The sequence below is a fragment of the Capillimicrobium parvum genome (genome assembly GCF_021172045.1).
GTDB lineage: Bacteria > Actinomycetota > Thermoleophilia > Solirubrobacterales > Solirubrobacteraceae > Capillimicrobium > Capillimicrobium parvum.
In genome coordinates this window covers 5,167,151-5,188,529 of sequence record NZ_CP087164.1, presented here as the reverse complement: position 1 = coordinate 5,188,529, position 21,379 = coordinate 5,167,151, and the positions used below count along the sequence as shown (strand labels likewise).

19 protein-coding genes and 1 riboswitch are annotated in these 21,379 nt (G+C 74.3%); of the genes, 10 read left to right on the top strand and 9 right to left on the bottom strand.

What is annotated here, in order from left to right:
* Window positions 1-9 precede the first annotated feature (9 nt).
* Window positions 10-2,622, bottom strand: coding sequence for a SpoIIE family protein phosphatase (locus DSM104329_RS25265; RefSeq protein ID WP_259312630.1), 2,613 nt, complete (start codon window positions 2,620-2,622; stop codon window positions 10-12).
* 209 nt (window positions 2,623-2,831) lie between these two features.
* On the bottom strand, window positions 2,832-5,150 hold the full coding sequence (gene lon / locus DSM104329_RS25260; protein ID WP_259312629.1) for an endopeptidase La: 2,319 nt from the start codon (window positions 5,148-5,150) through the stop codon (window positions 2,832-2,834).
* 126 nt (window positions 5,151-5,276) lie between these two features.
* On the opposite strand from lon, the gene DSM104329_RS25255 reads away from it, so the two are divergent.
* The 3 genes from DSM104329_RS25255 to DSM104329_RS25245 all read left to right on the top strand — a co-directional run bounded on the left by DSM104329_RS25255 (window position 5,277) and on the right by DSM104329_RS25245 (window position 8,965).
* Window positions 5,277-6,740 carry a DHA2 family efflux MFS transporter permease subunit gene (locus DSM104329_RS25255; protein WP_259312628.1) on the top strand — a complete coding sequence of 488 codons (1,464 nt, stop codon included), beginning with the start codon at window positions 5,277-5,279 and terminating at the stop codon, window positions 6,738-6,740.
* Window positions 6,741-6,863: 123 nt separating this feature from the next.
* Window positions 6,864-8,507, top strand: a complete 1,644-nt coding sequence (locus DSM104329_RS25250; protein ID WP_259312627.1) for a hypothetical protein — start codon at window positions 6,864-6,866, stop codon at window positions 8,505-8,507.
* A gap of 5 nt (window positions 8,508-8,512) precedes the next feature.
* Window positions 8,513-8,965: a hypothetical protein gene (locus tag DSM104329_RS25245; protein WP_259312626.1), complete on the top strand. Its 453-nt coding sequence runs from the start codon at window positions 8,513-8,515 to the stop codon at window positions 8,963-8,965.
* A gap of 72 nt (window positions 8,966-9,037) precedes the next feature.
* Here DSM104329_RS25245 and DSM104329_RS25240 read toward each other — a convergent pair whose 3' ends face one another.
* Window positions 9,038-9,985 carry a glycosyl hydrolase gene (locus DSM104329_RS25240; protein WP_259312625.1) on the bottom strand — a complete coding sequence of 316 codons (948 nt, stop codon included), beginning with the start codon at window positions 9,983-9,985 and terminating at the stop codon, window positions 9,038-9,040.
* A 106-nt stretch (window positions 9,986-10,091) separates the two neighbouring features.
* Here DSM104329_RS25240 and DSM104329_RS25235 point away from each other — a divergent pair, with 106 nt between their 5' ends.
* The gene (locus tag DSM104329_RS25235) at window positions 10,092-11,075 is read left to right on the top strand and encodes a zinc-dependent alcohol dehydrogenase family protein (protein WP_259312624.1); all 984 of its coding nucleotides are present in this window, start codon (window positions 10,092-10,094) and stop codon (window positions 11,073-11,075) included.
* On the opposite strand, the gene DSM104329_RS28995 is transcribed toward DSM104329_RS25235, so the two are convergent.
* Entirely contained in the window at window positions 11,069-11,953 is an 885-nt protein-coding gene (locus tag DSM104329_RS28995) for a peptidoglycan-binding protein (protein ID WP_326924465.1), read from the bottom strand. The genes DSM104329_RS25235 and DSM104329_RS28995 overlap by 7 nt on opposite strands.
* Before the next feature lie 45 nt (window positions 11,954-11,998).
* A riboswitch (cyclic di-AMP (ydaO/yuaA leader) is annotated at window positions 11,999-12,161 on the bottom strand.
* A gap of 110 nt (window positions 12,162-12,271) precedes the next feature.
* Between DSM104329_RS28995 and DSM104329_RS25220 the strand changes: the two genes are divergently transcribed.
* Complete coding sequence (locus DSM104329_RS25220) at window positions 12,272-12,751, top strand: PilZ domain-containing protein (protein ID WP_259312623.1); 480 nt, start codon at window positions 12,272-12,274, stop codon at window positions 12,749-12,751.
* Here DSM104329_RS25220 and DSM104329_RS25215 read toward each other — a convergent pair.
* On the bottom strand, window positions 12,739-13,779 hold the full coding sequence (locus tag DSM104329_RS25215; protein WP_259312622.1) for a hypothetical protein: 1,041 nt from the start codon (window positions 13,777-13,779) through the stop codon (window positions 12,739-12,741). The genes DSM104329_RS25220 and DSM104329_RS25215 overlap by 13 nt on opposite strands.
* An 83-nt stretch (window positions 13,780-13,862) precedes the next feature.
* Between DSM104329_RS25215 and DSM104329_RS25210 the strand changes: the two genes are divergently transcribed.
* Both DSM104329_RS25210 and DSM104329_RS25205 read left to right on the top strand, forming a co-directional pair.
* Window positions 13,863-14,915 (top strand): peptidoglycan-binding domain-containing protein, encoded by a 1,053-nt coding sequence (locus DSM104329_RS25210; RefSeq protein WP_259312621.1) that lies wholly within the window; start codon window positions 13,863-13,865, stop codon window positions 14,913-14,915.
* A 50-nt stretch (window positions 14,916-14,965) separates the two neighbouring features.
* Window positions 14,966-15,379: a nuclear transport factor 2 family protein gene (locus DSM104329_RS25205; RefSeq protein WP_259312620.1), complete on the top strand. Its 414-nt coding sequence runs from the start codon at window positions 14,966-14,968 to the stop codon at window positions 15,377-15,379.
* A 70-nt stretch (window positions 15,380-15,449) separates the two neighbouring features.
* On the opposite strand, the gene DSM104329_RS25200 is transcribed toward DSM104329_RS25205, so the two are convergent.
* The 4 genes from DSM104329_RS25200 to DSM104329_RS25185 all read right to left on the bottom strand — a co-directional run bounded on the left by DSM104329_RS25200 (window position 15,450) and on the right by DSM104329_RS25185 (window position 18,385).
* Window positions 15,450-15,857 (bottom strand): hypothetical protein, encoded by a 408-nt coding sequence (locus tag DSM104329_RS25200; RefSeq protein ID WP_259312619.1) that lies wholly within the window; start codon window positions 15,855-15,857, stop codon window positions 15,450-15,452.
* Window positions 15,858-15,959: 102 nt separating this feature from the next.
* On the bottom strand, window positions 15,960-16,430 hold the full coding sequence (locus tag DSM104329_RS25195; RefSeq protein ID WP_259312618.1) for a hypothetical protein: 471 nt from the start codon (window positions 16,428-16,430) through the stop codon (window positions 15,960-15,962).
* Between the two features lie 66 nt (window positions 16,431-16,496).
* The gene (locus DSM104329_RS25190) at window positions 16,497-17,129 is read right to left on the bottom strand and encodes a response regulator (protein ID WP_259312617.1); all 633 of its coding nucleotides are present in this window, start codon (window positions 17,127-17,129) and stop codon (window positions 16,497-16,499) included.
* A complete protein-coding gene (locus DSM104329_RS25185) occupies window positions 17,126-18,385 on the bottom strand; it encodes a sensor histidine kinase (protein ID WP_259312616.1) in 1,260 nt (419 codons plus the stop codon). Before DSM104329_RS25185 ends, DSM104329_RS25190 begins: the two co-directional genes overlap by 4 nt.
* Window positions 18,386-18,573: 188 nt before the next feature.
* Here DSM104329_RS25185 and DSM104329_RS25180 point away from each other — a divergent pair, with 188 nt between their 5' ends.
* The 3 genes from DSM104329_RS25180 to pepT all read left to right on the top strand — a co-directional run bounded on the left by DSM104329_RS25180 (window position 18,574) and on the right by pepT (window position 21,337).
* On the top strand, window positions 18,574-19,056 hold the full coding sequence (locus tag DSM104329_RS25180) for a cupin domain-containing protein (RefSeq protein WP_259312615.1): 483 nt from the start codon (window positions 18,574-18,576) through the stop codon (window positions 19,054-19,056).
* Between the two features lie 71 nt (window positions 19,057-19,127).
* Complete coding sequence (locus DSM104329_RS25175; RefSeq protein WP_259312614.1) at window positions 19,128-20,072, top strand: aldo/keto reductase; 945 nt, start codon at window positions 19,128-19,130, stop codon at window positions 20,070-20,072.
* Window positions 20,069-21,337, top strand: a complete 1,269-nt coding sequence (pepT, locus tag DSM104329_RS25170) for a peptidase T (protein WP_259312613.1) — start codon at window positions 20,069-20,071, stop codon at window positions 21,335-21,337. The genes DSM104329_RS25175 and pepT overlap by 4 nt, the downstream gene beginning before the upstream one ends.
* Window positions 21,338-21,379: the final 42 nt, after the last annotated feature.

Below are 21,379 nucleotides of genomic sequence, written 5' to 3'. Positions count from 1 at the left end.
CCGCGCCCGTCAAGCAGCGGCCGGAGAAGACCCCGCATCCTCCGTGGAGTCGTGCGCGTCGCTCGCCCCGCCGGCGGTCGACGCGGCGTCGTCGTGCGGGTCGGCCTGCAGGACGAGCACCGCCACGTCGTCGCGCTGGCGGCCCTCCTGGAACGCGAGCAGCGCCTCGTCCAGCGCGGCGGCCATCTCGTCCGGCGTTCGCCCCGCCGTCTCGGCGACGACCCGCCGCAGCCGCCCGATGCCGAAGCGGCCCGCCGCGCCGCGCGTGTCGGTCACGCCGTCGGTGAACAGCACGAGGCTCTCGCCGGCCCGCAGGTCGATCGAGACGCTCGTCCAGTGGCCCTCGTCGAACGCGCCGAGCAGCGTGCCGGGCCGCCCGAACGGCTCGACCGCGCCGTCGCGGCGCGTCAGCAGCGGCGGTGGGTGCCCGGCGCAGGCGACCGTGATCCGCACGCGGCCGTTCCGGGTGAGCACCCGGACGCAGACCGCGGTGCACGGCCGCCGGTCGTGGTCGTCGCGCGCGAGCACGTCGTTGAGGCGCCGCAGCACCCTGCTGGGGTCGCGCTCGTACATCGCGGCGGTGCGCATCGAGTAGCGCACGAGCGACGTCACCGCGGCCGCTTCCGGCCCCTTGCCGGTGACGTCGCCCATGACGACCATCCATCCCGGCGGGGCGCCGCTCAGCGGGAACAGGTCGTAGAAGTCGCCGCCGACCGTGTCGCCGCCGCCGACGGCGCGGAAGCGCGCCGCGATCGCCACGCCGGGCACGGCGGGCAGGCGCGGAGGCAGCAGCGCCGCCTGCAGCGTCGCGGCGATCTCCGAGCGCTCCCCGTGCACCCGCGAGTGCTCGACCGCGATGCCGGCGCGGCGGCCGAGCTCCTCGGCCAACTCGAGGTCTCGGGGCGTCAGCGCCCGGCCGGATTCGATGGTGCCGATCGTGATCGTGCCGATCACGCCCGATGCGGCGATCATCGGCACGACGATCGCGGAGCGGGCGCCCACGGCCCGCAGGCGATCGAGCTGCGTGGCGTCGAGTGCCGCCGCCTGCAGCAGCGCGTCGTCGATCTGCGGGTAGTACTCGGGCCGGCCGCTGCGCATGACCTGCGGCGGCCCCACGGGCAGGGCTCGCTCGCCGCTGCGCTCGCGGACGATGAGCGACGCCTCGCGGGTGCGCTCCGGGCGCCGGTCGGCGGTCGCCACGCGCCGCAGCACGCCGCGCTCGTCGGGCATGTCGACCGCGCACCAGTCCGCCAGGTCGGGCACCACCGCGTCGGCGAGGTTGTCGAGCGTCTCCGCCGGATCCAGCGACGCGCCGAGCAGCTTGCTCGCCCGCACGAGGAACGCCTGCGCCATCTCGTGGTCACGCTGCTCGGTGACGTCCTCGATGACGTTGACCGCCAGCCGGGGCTGCCCGCCGGCGTCGAGGATGGGCCGCGCCTTGACCAGCCGCCAGCTGCGCACCCCGGTGGCGCGGTTGACGATCTGCATGAGCAGCGGTGCGGGGTTCGCCTCGCCGGCCAGCGCCAGACGGCCCGGCAGCCGCTCGAAGTCGATCTCGTCGCCGTGCTCGTCGCGCACCTCCCAGCGCTGGGGGTACTCCGACAGCGGCGTGGCGAGGAGGTCCTCCACCGAGTCGAAGCCGGTGAGCTGCGCCGCGGCCTGGTTGGCGTACACGACCTCGCCGTTGGCGCGCTGCACCGTGACGGCCTCCGCGAGAGCGCCCAGGACGGTCCGCAGCTCCGTCGTCGTCTCGCCGAGCTCGGCGCCCAGCCGCGAGTGGTCGATCGCCACGCCGGCCCGCCGGGCGAGGTCGGCCGCGGTCGACAGGTCCGCGCGGCTGAAGGCGCGGCGGCCGCGGAAGCGGACGAGCGCCATCGTGCCGATCGGGCGGCCGCGGGCGCTGAGCGGGACGATCACCGCCGAGCCGTACCCGAGCCGGTGGATGATCTCGAAGTGCTCGCGCGAGGTCGCCCATTCCTCGCTGTCGCGCTCGGCGATGTCGCGCAGCAGCAGGGGATCGCCCGAGCGCGCGACCACCGCGACGGGATGGTTGCTCTGCAGGTCGACGGGACTGGCGATGCGGCTCGCGCGGATGGCCTCGGCGCTGCCGGGCCGAGCCCCCGCGGCCCCCGCCGCGCGCAGGGCGCCGTCCGGACCGATCAGGTCGACGACGGCGAGGTCGGCCAGGCCCGACACCGCGAGCGCGGCGAGCTCGTCGAGGTGGTCGAGCGGGTCCGTGCCCGTCTCGAAGAGCTCGCCCGCCCGGGCGAGCAGGTCGGCACGCACGCGCCCCCGCTCGGCGGCCAGCCGGCGGCGGTGCTCGCGGGTGCGCGACGCCGACAGGATCGGTGCGAGCACGGCGCCGGCGAGCACGGTGCCGACGCCGACGTAGAACCGGCGCTCGTCGAACATGTCGGTCGCCCCGGCGATGGCGATCGCGATGACGACGGCCACCGCGCCGATCCACGCCGTCGGCGCCGGGCCCGTCATGGCGGCGGCGAGCAGCGGCCCGAGCACGAGGAGGGGGAGCAGGGACACGGAGGATCCCAGCGCCAGGTCGACGACCGCGACCAGCAGCATGACGCCGGCGGCGGGCGCGATCGGTCGCAGCTTCAGCGCCATCGGCGGGCGACTCTAGTGCGGATGAAAGGCAAAGCTCGCGCCTTCGGGAGAGCGCTGGACGAAGATCCGCCCCGGGCGCGGCGAGCATACGCCCGCCCGGTACGCGCGCGCCAGCGCCAAGCGAAACGGCCGGGCCCGAAGGCCCGGCCGCTCTGCTTTCGCTTCTCCCGCGAAGGAGCTTGGTGCGCGGCAGGGTGCGCCGCGAAGGGTCAGGCGTGGTGGACGGCGGGCGCCGGCTCGAGCGCGATGTCGAGGACCTCGCCGATCGTCATGACCGGGTGGAAGGTCATCTGCTCGCGCACGTCCTCCGGCACGTCGTCGAGGTCCGGCCGGTTGCGCTCCGGCAGGATCACGTCGGTCAGGCCCGCCGCGTGGGCGGCCAGGACCTTCTGCTTGAGCCCGCCGATCGGCAGCACCCGGCCCTGCAGCGTGACCTCTCCGGTCATGCCGACCGTGTGCTTGACCGGGCGGCCGGTCAGCAGCGACGCGAGCGCCGTCGTCATCGTGATGCCCGCGGAAGGCCCGTCCTTCGGGATCGCGCCCGCCGGGACGTGGACGTGGAACTCCGTGTCCTCGAAGCCGTGCGGGTCGATGCCCAGCTCGTGCGCGTGGCCGCGCACGTAGCTCAGCGCGATCCGGGCGGACTCCTTCATCACGTCGCCCAGCTGGCCGGTCAGCGTCAGGCCGCCCTTGCCGTCCATCGAGGTGCTCTCGACGAACAGGACGTCGCCGCCGACGCCGGTGACCGCCAGGCCGGTGGCCACGCCCGGCACCGCCGTGCGGATCGCCGCCTCCTGGAACACCTTCTGGCGGCCGAGCGCGTCGCGGACGAGCTCGACGTCGATCGTCACCGGGGCCGTCGCCGTCGCCGACGCGATCCGCGTCGCCGTCTTGCGCAGCAGCGTGCCGAGCTCGCGCTCGAGCTGGCGCACGCCGGCCTCCCGTGTGTACTCGCGCACGACGAGCTCCAGGACGTCATCGGAGACCGCCACCTCCTCCTCGTGCAACCCGTTGCGCTCGCGCTGGCGCGGGAACAGGTAGTCGCGGGCGATGGCCGTCTTCTCGGCCACGGTGTAGCCGTCGAAGCGGATGACCTCCATGCGGTCCAGCAGCGGGCCGGGGATCGTCTCGGCCTGGTTGGCGGTGGCGATGAACACGACCTGCGACAGGTCGAGCTCCACGTCCAGGTAGTGGTCGCGGAACGTCGAGTTCTGCGCCGGGTCGAGCACCTCGAGCAGGGCCGCGCTGGGGTCGCCGCGCCAGTCGGCGCCGACCTTGTCGACCTCGTCGAGCAGGATCACCGGGTTCATGGTCCCGGCGTCGCGCAGGGCGCGCACCAGGCGACCCGGCAGCGCGCCGATGTACGTCCGGCGGTGGCCGCGGATCTCGGCCTCGTCGCGGATGCCGCCCAGCGACATGCGCACGAACTCGCGGCCCATGGCGCGGGCGATCGACTCGCCGATCGAGGTCTTGCCCGTGCCCGGAGGCCCGATCAGGGTGAGGATGGCCCCGTTATGTGACGTCGCCCGAGACGCGAGCTTGCGAGTGTCGGAGGGCGAAACCCCGATCCCGCGCTCCTGCCGCAGCTTGCGCACCGCCACGTACTCCACGATGCGGTCCTTGACGTCGTCGAGGCCCGCGTGGTCGGAGTCGAGCACCTCGCGGGTGCCGACCGGGTCCAGGTGCTCCTCGGAGCGCTCGCTCCACGGCACGGAGATGAGCCAGTCGAGGTACGTGCGGATCATCTGGCCCTCGCCGCCCTGCTCGCCGGTGCGCTCGAAGCGGTCGAGCTCGCGCTCGGCCTGCTCGCGCACGGCGTCGGGCATGCCGGCCTCTTCGATCTTCGTGCGGTACTCGTCGACGATCGAGCCGTCGTCCTCGCCCAGCTCCTTGCGGATCGACTCCATCTGCTTGCGCAGGAAGTAGTCGCGCTGCTGCTTGTTGGCGCCGGACTCGACGTCCTCGCGGATACGGCGGCGGACCTGCAGTTCGGCGAGGCGCTCGCGCTGCATGCCGAGGGCGAGCTCGAGGCGCTCGGTGACGTCGATGGTCTCGAGCAGCCGGACCTTCTGGTCGAAGGACAGATCGGGCGAGTAGCCGGAGGTGTCGGCCAGCGCGCCGGGCTCGGTGATCGAGCGCAGGAAGGAGGCGACGCGGCCGTCGTCGCCGCGCAGATCGAGGATCTCGTCGACGACGGCGCGGTACTCGCGCTCGAGCGTGCGGGTGCGCCCGTCGACGGGGACGACGTCGGGCGACTCGGTCACCTCGACGCGCAGGCGGCCGCCGGCGTCGGTGGAGGCGGCGCCGGCGATGCCGCGGGCGACGCCCTCCAGAGAGGCGCCGCGGACGCCGCCGGGCAGGCGGACGCGCTCGGCGACGCGGGCGATGGTGCCGACCGACGCGAAGCTGCCCTCGTGGCGCGGGACCAGGAGCACCTGCTCCTCGTCGCCGACGTCCACCGGCAGGGTCACGTCCATCGTCGGGAAGATCACCGTGTCTTCCAGCGGGACGAGCAGTAGCGTGGTCATTAGAGCAGGCAAACCTTTGAGGTAGGCAACAGTCGAGGACACATAGTAGCGCCCGATCTGCGCCCTGTCCACTGAGGTTTGAGGCGGCGCCCAGGCTGAGGTGCCGCGGCGTGCCAGACTCTGGGCATGTCCCCGCGCCAGGCCCGGCTCACCGTGGCCGCCGCGGTCCTCGGGTCGATCGTCGTCTTCGTGGACTCGACCGTGGTCAACGTCGCCCTGCCGGCGATCGCCGACGACCTCGGCGGCGGGCTGGCCGGCCAGCAGTGGCTCAGCGGCGCGTACCTGCTCACCCTCGGCGCGCTCCTGCTCGTCGGCGGCTCGCTGGGGGACCTCCACGGGCGCAGGCGCATGTTCACCATCGGCCTCGTGGCATTCGGCGTCACGTCGATCCTGTGCGCGCTCGCGCCGACGATCGAGACGCTCGTCGTCGCACGGGCACTGCAGGGCGCGGCGGGGGCGCTGCTCGTGCCGAACACGCTCGGGCTGATCGTGGCGAAGTTCCCCCGCAACGAGCGCGGTGCGGCGATCGGGTCGTGGACCGCCTGGTCGGGCATCGCGATGGTCGGCGGCCCGCTCATCGGCGGGCTCATCGTCGACTCCGCGTCCTGGCGCTGGATCTTCGCCATCAACGTGCTGCCCGTGCTCGCGGCCCTGGCGATCGTCCGGCAGGTCGACGCCGAGCACGACACCCCGTCCGCCGGGCGGGTCGACGTCGTGGGCGCCGTGCTCGGCACGCTCGGGCTGGCGGGCCCGGTGTTCGCGCTGATCGAGCAGCCGCAGCTGGGCTGGGGCCATCCGGTGATCGTCGTGACGCTCGTGGGTGGGCTCGCGCTGCTGGCCGCCTTCATCGGCTACGAGCGGCGCGCCCCGCATCCGATGCTGCCGCTCGCGCTGTTCGCCCAGCGCAACTTCGCGGTCGGCAACGCCTCGACGCTGGCGGTGTACGGCGGGCTGGGCGCCTCGCCGTTCTTCCTCGTGCTCTTCCTCCAGCAGGTGGGCGGCTACAACGCGCTCGAGGCAGGTCTCGCCACACTGCCGGTGACCATCATCATGTTCCTGCTGTCCCGGCGCTTCGGCGCGCTCGCCGACCGCTGGGGCCCACGGCTGTTCATGGGCGCCGGGCCCGTGGTCGCAGGAGCGGGGATCGCGCTGTTCGCCCGCATCGACGCGAGCGCCGACTACCCCTCGCAGGTGCTTCCGGCGATCGTGGTGTTCGGCTTCGGCCTGTCGCTGACCGTCGCTCCGCTGACCGCCACCGTGCTGGGCGGCGTGCCGGAGAGCCAGGCGGGGATGGCCTCGGCCATCAACAACGCGGTGGCGCGCATCGGCAGCCTGCTCGCCATCGCGGCGATCGGCGCGGTCGTCGCCTCGCAGCTCGGCGGCAGCGGCACGTCGTTCGCCTCCGTGGCGACCGGCACCGCCGAGCACGCCTTCCACGTCGCCGTGCTCGTCACCGGCGCGCTGGTGGCGATCGGCGGCGTGCTCAGCGCGCTCGGCATCGAGAACCCCAAGCGCGACGTGTGCGCCGCGGACTGCCCCGGCGGTGCGGTGGTCGGTGCCTCTCGCGAGGTCGAGACGGTCCACGCCTAGAGGAGCCTGTTGAACTTCCCCGCCGCGCGAGAGAACGCGTCCCCGGCATCCACGGTCACGTCCTCACGCATCGACGGATGGGAGATCAACAGACTCCTGGACCCTCAAGGCGTCCGAGGGTCCGTGCCGATACTCCGGGAGGTGCGCCGCGTCCTGCTCGTCCTCTGCGCGCTGCTGTCCCTGCTGGCCGCAGCCCCTGCCGCCCACGCCGCCCTGGCGTGGCCGTCGCCGACGCTGCAGATCGGCGTCGACGACGAGGAGGGCGGCGCCGCCGCGCTGCGGGCGAGCGCCCCGTTCGGCGTGCGCTACCACTACCTGGCCGGCGGCGTGAACACCGGGCAGAGCTGGCAGGGCTGGGCGACCGGCGGCGGCTCGTTCGTGTCGAGCTTCATCGCCGACTCCACGGCGAACGGGATGATCCCCGTCTTCTCGTACTACGAGCTGCGCCAGAGCCGGCCCGGCGCGGGCCAGTCCGACGAGCAGCAGGCGGTCGTCGGCAACCTCGCCGACCGCGACACGATGCGCGCCTGGTTCGAGGACCTCAAGGTCTTCTTCCAGAAGGCGGGCGAGAGCGGCACGCCGGTCGTCCTGCAGGTCGAGCCGGACCTGTGGGGCTATGTCCAGCGCCAGGGCGGCGACGACGCCGCGGCGGTCCCGGCCCAGGTCGCCGCGACCGGCATGCCCGACCTGCGCGCCCTGCCCGACACCGCGGCGGGCGTCGCCCAGGGCGTCCGGCGGCTGCGCGACACGTATGCGCCGAACGTGCGCCTCGGCTACCAGGTGTCGATCTGGGGCACCGGCAAGGACATCGCCGTCTCCAACGAGGGCGACGAGGCCGTCGACGCGCTCGCCGCCCGGTCCGTGCACTTCTACCGCTCGCTGCACACGCCGTTCGACACGGTCTTCTTCGAGTTCGCCGACCGTGACTCCGGCTACGCCGTCAAGCGCGACGGCCGCAGCGCCGACGCCGCCTGGTGGGACGCCGCCGACTTCGCCCGGTTCGCGCGCTACATCGGCGACGTCCACGCGAAGCTCGCGCGCCCGATCGTGCTGTGGCAGATCCCGCTCGGCAACACGCTGTACCGGGCGATGGACGACAGCCCGCACCACTACGCGGACAACCGCGTGCAGTGGCTGCTCGGGGGCGCCTCGCGCGAGCACCTCAAGCCGTTCCTGGACGCCGGCGTCGTCGCGCTGCTGTTCGGCTCCGGCCAGGGCGACGGCACGTGCGCATGCGACGCCGCGCGCGACGGCGTGACGAACCCGCCGCCGAACGGCACGGCGACGCGCGAGTCGCTGAGCGCCGACGACGACGGCGGCTACTTCCGCTCGCGCGTGAACGCCTACTACCAGGCCGGCGCACTGCCGATCCCCGCGACGACGCCGGCGCCGCCGCGCGCGGGCAAGCAGCCGACGCGCATCCCGGCCACGCTGCGTCACCCGGGCCGGTTCAGCACCCGCGCGAAGGTCGATCGCAAGGTCGTGCGCCGGGGCGGCTCGGTGCGCATCCGCGCGGCGGTGCGCCCGACGAAGTCGCAGAGGGCGCTCGTGTCGATCGAGGTGTACCGCGACGGCACCCAGGTCTTCCAGCGCTACTTCGACCACGCCGTCCTGCGCCGCGGGCGGGCGCGGTCGTTCAGCGCGACGTGGAAGGTCGGCCAGGACGCGGCGCCCGGCGACTACGTGGTGAAGCTCGGCGTGTTCGCGCCCGGCTTCGACGGCCTGCGCTCGTGGAACGACCACGCGGCGCGCCTGCGCGTAGATTGAGGTCGATGGATCTTCCCGAGGTGGCCGCGACGCTGCGGTCCTACGTGTCGCGCAGCGGCTCCCTGCAGGCGGTCGCCGCCACGCCCGCCGGCCTCGTGACGTGTGACGCGACCGGCCTCGTCACCCTCCAGGAGCCCGACGCCGACGAGGATCCGGTCGAGGTCGACTGGCGGACGGCCGAGCCGCTGGAGCTCGGCGTCGAGCTGCGGCGGCTGCCGGCGTTCGACGTCGACGCCGAGCGGGGCGAGGTGACGAGCGTGATCGGCGGGCTCGAGCACGTGGCCGACGGCGTCGCCGCCCTGGCCCATGCGCTCGGCGCGCCGCACGTGGTCCTCGTCTGGCTGCCCACGGCCGACCCGGAGCGGACGCTCGTCATCTCGGGCCGGGAGGGCGAGGGGCTCGTCGTCGTCATCGACGACCAGCAGTTCGATCTCGGCGGTCCGTCGCCCGAGGCCTGAGACGCGGCGAGGCCGGCCGCTGCAGCGGCCGGCCTCCCGACGAGACCGCGCGAAGGCGCGCGGTCAGCCCACCTACTTCGTGAAGCTGCGCAGCCCCTTCTTGAAGGCGTTGTAGCCGGGCCGCTTGGAGCCGTCGGCGTTCACGAGGCCGGCGTCGAAGCGCTCCTCGCAGTCGTTGCCCCAGTAGGCGTACGCGTACATGCGCTCGATGTAGCGGTCGTACTTCTTCGCGAGCTTGAACATGTACTTGATGCGGTTCGCCGCGCGGCTCTTGTCGCACGGGAAGCCGCGGCCGAACTCGACCAGACCGCCGGTCTCCGTCAGCCAGAACTTCGCCTGCTTGTTGCGACCGCTCTGGCGCACGGCGCTGATGATGCGCTGCGTGCCCGTCGGGTGCTTGCGGTTGACGTCCGAGTAGTTGTGGATGCCGATCAGCTTGGCGCGCTTGTCCCAGGTCGAGCTGAGCGCCGCGTAGAACTTCGACACGTACCGGTCGGCGACCGTCTGGTCGAGCAGGTCGAGCGCGACGATCTTGCAGCCCCGGCACATGCCGTACATGGCCTTGAAGTACTGCGCCGCGCGCTTCGGCGACCGGTAGGTCGGCTGCGACTGGTGGTTGGCCTCGTTCCACACGCCCCACTCGGTGACCCCCATCGCGCGGTAGCGGTCGACGAGCTTGCCGACCTCGCGCTTGTAGCTGGCGACGGAGGGCAGCTTGGCCTTCTTCAGGCGCAGGTCGTTCGTGGACGGCGTCATGAAGACGGTCGCGCCGTCCTTCTTGGCCTGGTCGACGAAGATGTCGGCCTGCTGCAGCTGATACGGGTCCTTGGCCGCATCCCACTTGATGAAGTAGCGGACCTTGGTCAGGCCGAGGGCCTTGTAGTTGGACTGGTCGAACATCGTGTAGCTCTGGTCGCCGAGACCGACGTCGACCTTCACCTTGGCGGCGGAGGCACCGGCCGGCAGCGCCAGCATGAGCGCCAATCCCGCGCTCACGAGGATCGTTCTGATGGTGGGCATGACCTCCCGAACCTCTCGGGGGCGCGCGAGTTGCGGTCTGTGTGCGCTGGGTCACAGAATGACTGCATGGAACTGTGCAGCCAGCGCACGAACGGCGGCTGAGGCGATGCGCGCGATGCTCCTCGACGCGCCGCACCGGCCGCTGCGTGCCGCCGACATCCCCGAGCCGGCCGTCTCCGGCGCCGGCCAGGTCCTCATCGAGGTCGCGACGTGCGGGGTGTGCCGGACGGATCTGCACCTGCTCGACGGCGAGGTCGGCGTCCCGCGCCCGCCCGTCGTCCTCGGCCACCAGATCGTCGGCCGCGTGCTGTCCGGCGAGGGATTCGAGCCGGGGGCGCGCGTCGGGGTGCCGTGGCTGGGCTGGACGTGCGGCGAGTGCCGGTTCTGCATGAGCGGGCGCGAGAACCTGTGCCCGCGGGCGCGCTTCACCGGCCGTGACATCGACGGCGGCTTCGCCGAGCGCACCGTCGCCGATGCGCGCTTCTGCTTCGCCCTGCCCGACGGCATCGACGACCTGCACGCCGCGCCGCTGCTGTGCGCCGGGCTCATCGGCCTGCGGGCGCTGCGGCTGGCCGGGGACCCCGAGCGCGTGGGCCTGTACGGCTTCGGGGCGTCGGCGCACCTCATCGGCCAGGTCGCGGCCTGGGAGGGTCGGCGGGTGTTCGCCTTCACCCGGCCGGGCGACGACGAGGGCCAGGCGTTCGCGCGCTCGCTCGGAGCCGAGTGGGCGGGCTCGAGCGACGAGGCGCCGCCGGAGCCGCTCGATGCGGCGATCGTCTTCGCGCCGGTCGGCGCCCTGGTGGTCACCGCGCTGCGGGCGCTCGACCGCGGCGGCGTCGTCGTCTGCGCGGGCATCCACATGAGCGACATCCCGTCGCTGCGCTACGCCGACCTGTGGGAGGAGCGTCAGATCCGCTCGGTCGCCAACCTCACCCGGCGCGACGGGGAGGAGCTGCTGGCGCTCGCGCCGCGCGTGCCGCTGCGGCCGACCGTCACGCCGTACCCGCTCGAGCGCGTCAACGACGCGCTCGAGGACCTCCGCGCCGGGCGCTTCGAGGGCGCCGCCGTCCTCGAGATCGGGCGTCAGTAGCCCGGCGGGTGGCGCACCGTGTACCCGGCGCTCGAACGCAGGTCGGACTGCCAGCGCCCGGCCGCGTCGCCGGACGTGTCGAAGCGGCGCCCGTCGATGGTCATGTAGGCGTGGCCGGGGTTCGCGTAGATCGTGATGTGCCGGCCGCGTCCGGGGGCGCCGTAGGACATCAGCTGCGAGGAGTCCTTCGGCGTACGCAGCAGGCCGGCGGCGTGCAGGACGTAGGAGACCGAGCCCGAGCAGTCGTAGCCGGTGTCGGTGAAGCTGCGGTGGCCGCCGCCGTACTTGTAGGGCAGCGGGTCGATCCGGTTCGCGGCTGCGACCGCGCGCTGCAGGGCGCCGCTCGCGCCGCGGCCCGACGGCGCGGTGGCGGCGCCGCCGGCGCGGTCCGCCTTGAGCACCGGCGGATGGCCCCCGATGCCGAGCGCGGTCCACGTCGCGGGGCCGACGACGCCGTCCGCCGTCAGCCCGTGGCGCGCCTGGAAGCGCTTGACCGCGGCGCGCGTCTGCGGGCCGAAGACGCCGTCGGCGCCGAGGCCGAGCTTGCGCTGCAGCGTGCGGACGGCCGGGCCGCGGTGCGCGACGCGCGGCCGCGCCGAGGTGCCGCGCGACGAGGCCGACCGCAGCGGGCTGTGGCGCTTGCGCGCGGCGAGGATCGCGGTCCACGTCGACGGCCCGACGACGCCGTCCGCGGTGAGCCCGTGGCGGCGCTGGAAGCGGACGACCGCTCGCTTGGTCCCCGGACCGAACGCGCCGTCGGGCGGCTGGCCGAGCGCGCGCTGGAGGGCGCGGACGGCGTCGCCGTGGTCGCCGCGCTCGATCGTGCGGGCGGCCTGTGCGGGCGCGGCGGCCACCGCGAGGGCGGCTGAGGCGCCCACCGCGAGGCGGCAGGCAGACGTGACGCAGGACAACGTCGGGGCTCCTTCATCTCCGGTTGCGTGCCTACGGGGTTAGCTGCAGGGATCGCGCAAACCGGTGCGCTACGCCGTCGTCACGACGGCGATTCGCCCCGCGGCCTGTCATGGCCGCATTGGGTCCCCCGCTCGCCGTGCCTTCGGGAGCACGGCGATTCGGCGCCGTCACCGTAGCTGCCGGTTCTCCTGCTTCCTGCAAGCGCGCTTGCAGGACGTTCGTCTGGGCGCAGCCGTGCGCGTGATCGGTGGCATGCCGGGCGCCCGCACCGTAAGGTCCGCGCGATGGTGGCGGCGGGGGCGGTCATGGAGCTGAGCATCGTGGCGGCGGGGGTCGTCGTCGCGCTGGGCGCGATCTGGCTGTCGCGCGGCCGCGGCGGCGTGGGTGCGCCCGATCGCGCGCCCGCCCCCGACCCGTTCGAGCAGCCGGTCGTCCATCACGTCGGGCCCGACCGCCGGCGCCTGGCCCGCGCGCCCGTCGCCCGGCCGGTCGTGGTGCGCCGCGGCCTGGACGAGCAGCGCACGTTCGCCCTCGACGTCAGCCCGGGCGGGGTCCTGCTCGCGGGGCCCTCCGATCTCACCGTGGGCGAGGTGCTCGACGTGCGCCTGGACCTCGGCGAGCCGGTCGGCGGCCGCGGGCGCGTCGTGCGCGAGACCGCGGACGGCTGCAAGGGCGTCGCCTTCGAGGAGCTGCCCGAGGACGACCGCGACCGGCTCGAGCGCTACGTCCGCGCCGGCGCCGGGGCCGCGGGTCAGCCCGGGTAGCTGACGAGCAGCGTCACCGGGCCACCGCCGGACGTCCGCGTGACCTTGAAGGTCAGCGTCTCCGTCGGGCGCTCGCGGCAGCCGGAGCGCAGCGTCCACTGGTTGCGGGCGCCGCGCGTGTCGCTGTGGCCGACCTTCTGGCGCCCCGACGTGACCGTCACTCCGACGTCCGAGCCCGAGCGTCCGCGCACGACGGCCGACACGCGGCCGTCGAGCGTGAGCGGCACCCCGAAGCTCTGGGTGCTGCGGCTGCCGGCCATGATGAACGTCCGGGACGCGTTCTTCGTCCAGGGCGTGAGCACGTCCCGGCGGGCGGCGTCGAGCGCGGTGGCGTCCGGGCGCAGCAGGCTCGTGAACGTCCACGGCTGGTCGGGGAAGGTGAGGCGGGCGTACGCCTCGGCCCAGGCCTCGCCGGGGTTGCGCAGGTAGGAGCGGCCCTCGTCGCCCGGGAACAGCCGGTTGCCCAGCGCGCGGTCGCAGACGAGCTCGTAGGACGCCCAGAACTTCGGGCCGTAGTCGATCGCCTGGAAGCCCTGGTTCTTGCGGTTGGCCGCGATGTGATGGCCGTACTCGTGGGTGAGCACGTACGCGGTCGTGTAGCCCCCGTCCTCCGTCGTGGTCTGCAGGCCGCTGGACGGGACGATCATCTGCATCCCGCGGGAGCCGTAGCAGGCGAGGATGCCGTCGCCCTCGTCGCCGCCGCACAGCGTCGCCACCTCGGCCTGGTCGGCGATGACCATGCTGAGCTTGTCGAGCTCGCTCCCGTGGGGGAGGGCGTCGAGGAAGCCGACGTAGGACTGCGCGAGCTCCTGGTTGACCGGCACGCCCGAGCCGAACGAGACCGAAACCGAGTAGCCCTCCTTCGTCGGAATGGCGAGGGTCTGGTCGTTCTGGGCGGCCGTGGCCTGCACGCGCTTCACGGCGCCGGTGTCGACGACGCGGTCGACGAACGACGGCGAGGAGGCCTGGGCGGCGGCCGGGAGCAGAACCGTGAGAGCGGCGGCGGCCAGGGCGAGGCGCACGAGCATGTGCCTCAGTCTGGTACCCAACCTGAACGCCACTGAAATCCGCAGGACCGCACCTCCGGGCTGCGAACGGTGTTCCTGACGCCGTGCCACCCCTTCTTCGCCTGCTGCCCCTCGCCGTGCTCCTCGCCTGCCTCGCGCTCGCCCCCGCGGCCGGCGCGGACGACGACCCGTTCGCGGGCAACGGGATGTGGATCTGGCAGGTGCCGAGGGCGGCCGGCGGCGACCCGGCCGGCATCGCCGAGCGCGCCCGCGCGGCCAACATCGACACGCTGTTCATCAAGGCGGCGCACGGTCCCGCGCCGTGGAGCCAGTTCTCGCCGGAGCTGGTCGCCGCGCTCAAGGCCGAGGGGCTCAACGTGTGCGGCTACCAGCGGCTGCTGGGCACCAGCCCGACCGCCGAGGCGGCCGCGGCGGCGACGGCCGTGACCGCCGGTGCCGACTGCTTCGTCATCGACGCCGAGGTCGAGCTCGAGGGCAAGTACCGCCAGGCGCGCACCTACATGAAGTCCCTGCGCAAGCGGATCGGTCCCGACTTCCCGGTCGGCTTCACGAGCTTTCCGTACGTGTCGCTGCACCCGCTGGAGCCCTACTCGGTGTTCCTCGGCGAGGGCGGCGCGACGGTCAACCTGCCGCAGATCTACTGGAAGGCGATCGGTCACAGCCCGAGCGTCGCGTTCGCGCGCACGGTCGCCGACAACAGCGTGTACGGCAAGCCGCTGGCGCCGATCGGCCAGCTCTACGAGGGGCCCCGCCGGTCCGACGTCCTGAGCTTCCGGCGCCTGGGGCTCGCCTACGACGTCACCGGCGTGAGCTGGTGGAGCTGGGACAGCGCCAGCACGTCCGGATGGGCGGCGCTGACGCCGCGGGTGGGACGCCCGGCGCTCCCGGCCGCGCAGCCGACGTACCCGACGGTGCGACCGGGCTCGCGCAGCGACTACGTCGTCTGGGCCAAGGACCACCTGCGCGAGCGCGGGTACACGGTGACGACCGACACCCGCTTCGACACGACGACGCGCCGGGCGGTGCAGGCGTTCCAGGCCGACTCCGGGCTCGCGGCGACCGGCACGCTCGACCCCGCGACCTGGTCGGCGCTGCTGTCGGACGACGGCGGCGACACCGGCGCGTCGGCCGGCTGACGCCCCCGGCGGCCGCCGGACCGCACCCGAGCAGGTAGGCTCGGTCGGCGATGAGCGACGATCCGCGGGACGCGCTGATCGCGACGGTGAGCTCGTTGATGGACGCGTTCAACCGGCGCGACGTCGAGGCCGCCCTCGCCTGGGCGACGCCCGACTGCGAGCTGCGGCCGCTCGGCACGGTCGGCCTCACCGGCCGGGAGCGCTATCAGGGCCACGACGGCATCCGCGAGTACTTCGACGACGTCGCGCGGGTGTGGCCCGACGGGCTCGAGGTCGAGCCGGTCGACTATCGCGCGGTGTCCGGCTCGGTCGTGGTCTTCGGCCGTGTCCGCGGCGTCTCGGGCGGCGATCCGCTGCGTGACGAGGTCGTGTGGGTCTGGCGCCTGCGCGGCGGGCTCGTCGCCTCGGGTCAGGTCTTCTCGACGCGCACTGCGGCGATGTCCCATGCGCGCGACCACGCCTGACCGCTGACAGCACAGCGGCCGCCCCGGATGGGGCGGCCGCGTGCGGCTGGACCGATCGTGGAGCGGGCGATCAGGTGTGGTTCGGGCCGTCGTCGGCGCCGCCGCCGTGGCGGACGTGGCCGGGGCCGTCGTCGGCGCCGCGGCCGTGGCGAGCGGTGCGAGCGGTCGCGTCGTCGGCACCGCGGCCGTGGCGGCCGTGGCGGACGTGGCCGGGACCATCGTCGGCGCCGCGGCCGTGGCGGGCGGTGCGAGCGGTCGCGTCGTCGGCCCCTTGGCCGTGGCGGACGTGGCCGGGACCATCGTCGGCGCCGCGGCCGTGGCGGGCGATGCGGGCCGTCGCGTCGTCGGCCCCTTGGCCGTGGCGGACGTGGCCGGCGGGATCGTCGGCGCCGTGCTTGGCCGACGCGACGCCCGCGGTGCCGCCGAGGGCGGCGGCCGCGACGGCGGCGATGAGGATGGGGGAGAGGCGCTTGCGCATGGTGGTCCTTTCGGTCGGGGGCAAGCACCGTCACCGTCGCACCGGTTCGGTCGCAGGCACCAGTGGACCTTGGTCGCATCGCCGGCGGGACCTGCGCACCGCTCAGCCCGCCAGCGTGGCCGCGACGAAGCACGTCGCGCCGCCGGGTCCCCAGGCCCGCGCGCTGACGGAGTCGGCCCCCGGCAGGTCGCGCAGCCGGCGCTCGATCTCGGCGGAGTCCGAGCCCGGTCCGATCCGCGCCCGCCCGCGCCAGACGACCCGGCGGTCCTGGACGAGAACAAGGCGCCACGAGGAGCCCCGTCGCGCGTGGTCGAGCTCGACGTCTGCGCGCAGCTCGCCGTCGCGCGAGCGCAGCCGCAGCCGGATGGAGGCGCCGCGGTCGCAGGTGCCGGTGACCCGCACCTCGCGGCGGTCGCCGCCGCCCCCGCGGCCGCCGCCGTCATCCCCGCCGTCGCGGGCGAGGGCCGGCCCCGCACCGAGGACCGCCGGCGCGCCGAGCGCGCCGAGCACGCCGAGGAGCGCGAGGGCGCGGCGGGGAGTCAGGAGGCGGTGGCGGTGGCGGGCGGAGGTCATGGCGCAGCCCACCACCGTGGTGCACGGGCGGTCGCACGCGCAATGGGACCTTCGTCGCATCGCGGCTCAGCGCCCGGCCGGGCGCAGGCCGTTGCGCTCGGCCCACAGCGCCGCCTGCGTGCGGTCGGTCACGTCGATGGCGCGGTAGACCGCGGTGAGGTGCGACTTGACGGTCTTCTCGCTGATCCCGAGCCGGCGCGCGATGAGCTTGTTCGGCAGCCCCTCGACGAGCAGCTCGAGCACCTCGCGCTCGCGCGCGGAGAGCCCGGCGGTCGGGTCGGGCTCGCTGCGCGCCGCCAGCACGGTGCGGGCCGCGCGCGGGTCGAGCGGCGACTCGCCCCGCGCCGCGGCGCGGATGCCCTCCGCGACCTGTTCGGCGTCGACGTCCTTGAGCAGGTAGCCGCACGCCCCCGCCTCGAGCGCCCCGAGGATCCGCGGCCGGTCCGAGAACGACGTCAGCACGAGCACCGCCGTGCGCGGCGCGTCGACGAGGATGCGCCGCGTCGCCTCGATCCCGTCGACGCCCGGCATCTCGAGGTCCATGAGCACGACATCCGGCTGCGCGGCGGCGGCCTGGGCGACCGCCTGCTCGCCGTCGGCCGCCAGCCCGACGACCTCCATGTCGGGCAGCGCGCCGATCAGCCGTCCGAGGCCGTCGCGGATGACGCCGTGGTCGTCGGCGATGAGGACGCGGATCATGCCGCGGGCACCTCCAGGTCGATGGTCGTTCCCCGTCCGGGCGCGGAGTCGATCGTCAGATGCCCGCCGGCCCGCTCGGCCAGGTCGGCGACCAGCCTGAGGCCCATGTGGCCCTCGGTCTCGTGGTCGTCGCGCTCCGCCGCCGCGAACCCTCGCCCGTCGTCGGCGATGACGAGCCGCGTCGCGCCGCCCGCGCCCGGCGCCACGTCCACCCGCACGGAGCGGGCCTGCGCGTGCTTGGCCACGTTGCGCAGCGCCTCGCGCGCCACCCGGTAGACGAGCTCGTCGTGGCCATCGGGCGCACCCGCGTCGACATGCAGCTCGGTGCGCAGGCCCGCGGCGTCGAGCGGACTGAGCAGGTCCCCGAGCGCCGCCTCCAGCCCCGCCGTCGCGAGGTTCGGCGGATGGATCTCGACGAGCAGCGTCCGCAGCTCGCGCACGCCCTGTCGCAGCCGCGCGGTCGCCGCGCGCAGCGCATGGGCCTGGTCGGCGTCGCCGCGGCGCTCGGCCTCGTCGGCGAGCGGCGCGAGGCCGAAGGCCACGCCGGCCAGGTCCTGCACCGCCCCGTCGTGGAGATCGGCGGCGATGCGCCGGCGCTCCTGGGCGGACGCATCGACCGCGCTCTCGAGCAGCTCCTCACGCTCGCGGTGGCCGCGTTGCAGCCGCCGCGCCAGCGACCAGGCGAGCGGGACCTGGAACAGCAGGAGGACCGCGAGGCCGGCGAGGAGCGGCGGCGCGAGCGCGCGCAGCAGCCGTTCGCCGCTCGCGCTCACCGAGCTGAAGCGCTGGTAGATCTCGAACAGCACCGGCGTGCCGTCGGGCGTGCGGATCGGGGTGTAGGCCTCGAGCAGCTTGCCCGCCGGGCGCTCGAGCTGGTTCTCCGGCCGGGTCAGGTCGCTCAACTCCGCGTCGGAGCCGCCCGTGCGCAGCAGCGCGCGCTCCTCCGCGCCGAGGCCGAAGCGGCGCCCGATCAGCGACGGCTCGTCGGAGTAGAGGATCCGCCCGTCCGCGGACCAGACCTTCACGCGGACGATCGAGCCGGCGAGCACCTGGCCGACCACGACGTCGTCGAGCCGGGCCAGCGCCCGGCGGTTGCCGCGCAGCACCCCGTCGGTCAGCGCGGCGGCCTCGACGAGATGCCCCTCGGCCTCGACGCGCTCGCGGGTCTGGCGCTTGGCCTCGTCGACCGTGATCGAGCGCAGCGCGAAGAAGCCGCCGACGACCACCACGGCGATCGCCAGGATGCTGCCGAGCATGAACCGTGCGACGGCTGAGCCGATGCTCGGCGGCGGGCCCGCCGCGGCCGGCCCTCGCCTGCGTTTGTCCCGGACGCGCACCGCGCCCGCATCTTCCCCGACCGCGGCCTCCGCCGCACGGGCGGTGCGACCAAAGTCCCATCGCGCGTAGGCTGGCCGCCCCACCTCCACGGAAGGAACCTCATCCAATGCCCGCACGGACTCGCCGGATCGCCGCCATCGGCCTGGTCGCGATCGCCATCCCCGCTGCCGCCGCCGGCGGCTACGCCGTCGCCGCCGGACAGCCGACCCGCAGCGAGCTCGCCAGCGCGAAGGACCCGGTGGGCGGCAAGGGCCGCACGCTCGGCCTGACCCGCGTGACCATCCCCGCCGGCGCGCAGCTCGCCGCGCACACCCACCCGGGCACCGAGATCGCCCGCATCGAGCAGGGGACGCTGACCTACACGGTCGAGCGCAACGGCGCCGTGCCCGTGTACCGCGGCGACGCCGGCAGCGCCCGCAAGCTGCGCACGCTGCGCCCCGGGCAGACCGCGCGCCTGCGGGCGGGCGACTGGATCGTCGAGCAGCCCGGCATGGTCCACCATGCCGCGAACAACACGGGCGGGCGCGTCGTCATCCTGCTGTCGAGCCTGTTCCCGAACGGCGCGCCGCCGTCGTCGCCGGCGTCGTAGAGCGCCTCGCGCCGGGAGGGGCCGGGCGGGCCGCCGGTCCGCCCGTGACCCCGGCGCGCTACGGTCGGTCGATGACCAAGCTCGGCGCCTCGGATCTCGACGTCTTCCCGCTGTGCCTCGGCGGCAACGTGTTCGGCTGGACCGCGGATCGCGATCAGTCCTTCGCGGTGCTCGACGCCTTCGCCGCGGCGGGCGGCAACTTCATCGACACGGCGGACACGTACTCGGCGTGGGTGCCCGGCAACACCGGGGGCGAGTCGGAGGCGATCATCGGCGAGTGGATGGCCGCGCGCGGCAACCGCGAGCGGATCGTGGTGGCGACGAAGGCGGGCAAGGACCAGCCGCTGACCGCCGCGAACGTGCGGGCCAAGGCCGAGGCGTCGCTCGAGCGTCTGCGCAGCGACCACATCGACGTCTACTACATCCACTACGACGACCCCAACACGCCGCTCGAGGAGACGCTCGGCACGTTCGACGCGCTCGTGCGCGAGGGCAAGGTCCGCCACGTCGCCGCGTCGAACTTCTCGGCGCCGCGGCTGGCCGAGGCGCTGGCGGTCAGCGACCGCGAGGGGTTCGCCCGCTTCGTCGCGCTGCAGCCCGAGTACAGCCTGGTCGAACGTGGCTACGAGCGTGAGCTGCGCGACGTCGTCGCCCGCGAGGGCCTCGGCTGCCTGCCGTACTGGTCGCTGGCGATGGGCTTCCTCACGGGCAAGTACCGGCCGGGCGCCCCGGAGGGCTCGAGCCCGCGGGCCCAGGGCGCGGCGAAGTACCTCGACGAGCGCGGCATCGCGGTGCTCGGGGCGCTCGACGAGGTGGCGGCGGCCCACGACACGACCGTGGCCGCGGTGGCGCTGGCCTGGCTGCTCGCCCAGCCGACGGTCACGGCGCCGATCGCCAGCGCGCGCACGACCGAGCAGCTCGCCGACCTGCTGCCCCTGGCCGGCCTCGAGCTCGCGGCCGGCGAGGTCGAGCGGCTGACCGCGGCCAGCGAGCCGGCCGGCGCGGCCGCATCGTGACCGCCGCGTATACGTCAGCGCTGGCCGAGGAGCTTGCGCCGGGCCTGCTCGAGCGCTTCGAGCGGTACGTGCGCGTGAGCACCCAGTCGGCTCGCGACCGCACCCACAGCCCCAGCACGCCCGGACAGCTCGACCTGTCGCGCATGCTCGTCGACGAGCTGCTTGCGCTCGGCCTCGAGGACGCCGACCTCGACGCCAACGGCTACGTGATGGCGACGCTGCCGGCCGGCGAGGGCGCGGGCCCGGCGGTCGTCGGCCTCATCGCGCACGTCGACACGAGCCCTGACGCGCCGGGCGACGGGGTCGAGCCGATCGTGCACCGCGGCTATGACGGCGGCGTGGTGGTTCTGCCGCGCGGCGGGACGGTCCTCGACCCCGAGGCGATGCCCGAGCTGCGCGACGCGGTCGGCCACGACCTCGTCACGTCGAGCGGCGACACCCTCCTGGGCGCCGACGACAAGGCCGGGGTGGCGGAGATCATGACCGCGGTGGCGCATCTCGCGGCGCACCCGGAGCTGCCACGCCCCACGCTGCGCATCGGCTTCACGCCCGACGAGGAGATCGGCGAAGGCGCGTCGCTGTTCGACATCGAGCGTTTCGGCGCGCGCGCCGCCTACACGATCGACGGCTCCACGCTCGGCGAGCTCTCGGACGAGACCTTCATGGCGGCGGGCGCGGTCGTCCGGATCGACGGCCACGACGTCCATCCCGGGTTCGCCACCGGCAAGCTCGTCAACGCGACCCGGCTGGCGGGGCAGATCCTCGACCGCCTGCCGGCCGAGCTCACGCCCGAGCGGACGTCGGGCCGAGACGGCTTCATCCACGTCTTCGAGGTGCAGGCCACGGCGGCACGCGCCGAGATCCACGCGATCCTGCGCGACTTCGACGACGAGAAGCTCGAGGGGCACGCGGCGCTCCTGCGGCGCGTCGCCGAGGAGGTCGCCGGCGCCGAGCCGCGGGCCAAGGTCACCGTCGAGGTCAGGCCGCAGTACCCGAACATGCGCCGTTTCATCGAGCCGCACCCGGAGATCGTCGACGCGGCGATCCGGGCGATGCGGGCGGAGGGGCTCGAGCCGGTCAACCAGCCCATCCGCGGCGGCACCGACGGCTCGATCCTCAGCGCGCGGGGCCTGCCGACGCCGAACCTGTTCACCGGCGGCCACGAGTACCACTCGGTGCGCGAGTGGGCGTCGCTGCAGGAGATGGCGGCGTCGGCGGCGACGATCGTGCGCCTGGCCGGCGAGTGGGCGGCGGTCAGCGACTGAGGCCCTCGAAGCGCGCGACGTCGGCGGCCGCGACGATCGTGC

Coding starts and splice junctions, on each gene's coding strand:
- DSM104329_RS25215 (WP_259312622.1), bottom strand. CDS start 13,779: ATGCTCGTGCGCCTCGCCCTGGCCGCCGCCGCTCTCACGGTTCTGCTC.
- DSM104329_RS25195 (WP_259312618.1), bottom strand. CDS start 16,430: ATGACCTCCGCCCGCCACCGCCACCGCCTCCTGACTCCCCGCCGCGCC.
- DSM104329_RS25205 (WP_259312620.1), top strand. CDS start 14,966: ATGAGCGACGATCCGCGGGACGCGCTGATCGCGACGGTGAGCTCGTTG.
- DSM104329_RS25255 (WP_259312628.1), top strand. CDS start 5,277: ATGTCCCCGCGCCAGGCCCGGCTCACCGTGGCCGCCGCGGTCCTCGGG.
- DSM104329_RS25190 (WP_259312617.1), bottom strand. CDS start 17,129: ATGATCCGCGTCCTCATCGCCGACGACCACGGCGTCATCCGCGACGGC.
- DSM104329_RS25180 (WP_259312615.1), top strand. CDS start 18,574: ATGCCCGCACGGACTCGCCGGATCGCCGCCATCGGCCTGGTCGCGATC.
- DSM104329_RS25235 (WP_259312624.1), top strand. CDS start 10,092: ATGCGCGCGATGCTCCTCGACGCGCCGCACCGGCCGCTGCGTGCCGCC.
- DSM104329_RS25245 (WP_259312626.1), top strand. CDS start 8,513: ATGGATCTTCCCGAGGTGGCCGCGACGCTGCGGTCCTACGTGTCGCGC.
- DSM104329_RS25220 (WP_259312623.1), top strand. CDS start 12,272: ATGGTGGCGGCGGGGGCGGTCATGGAGCTGAGCATCGTGGCGGCGGGG.
- DSM104329_RS25200 (WP_259312619.1), bottom strand. CDS start 15,857: ATGCGCAAGCGCCTCTCCCCCATCCTCATCGCCGCCGTCGCGGCCGCC.
- DSM104329_RS25240 (WP_259312625.1), bottom strand. CDS start 9,985: ATGCCCACCATCAGAACGATCCTCGTGAGCGCGGGATTGGCGCTCATG.
- DSM104329_RS25265 (WP_259312630.1), bottom strand. CDS start 2,622: ATGGCGCTGAAGCTGCGACCGATCGCGCCCGCCGCCGGCGTCATGCTG.
- DSM104329_RS25185 (WP_259312616.1), bottom strand. CDS start 18,385: ATGCTCGGCAGCATCCTGGCGATCGCCGTGGTGGTCGTCGGCGGCTTC.
- lon (WP_259312629.1), bottom strand. CDS start 5,150: ATGACCACGCTACTGCTCGTCCCGCTGGAAGACACGGTGATCTTCCCG.
- DSM104329_RS25175 (WP_259312614.1), top strand. CDS start 19,128: ATGACCAAGCTCGGCGCCTCGGATCTCGACGTCTTCCCGCTGTGCCTC.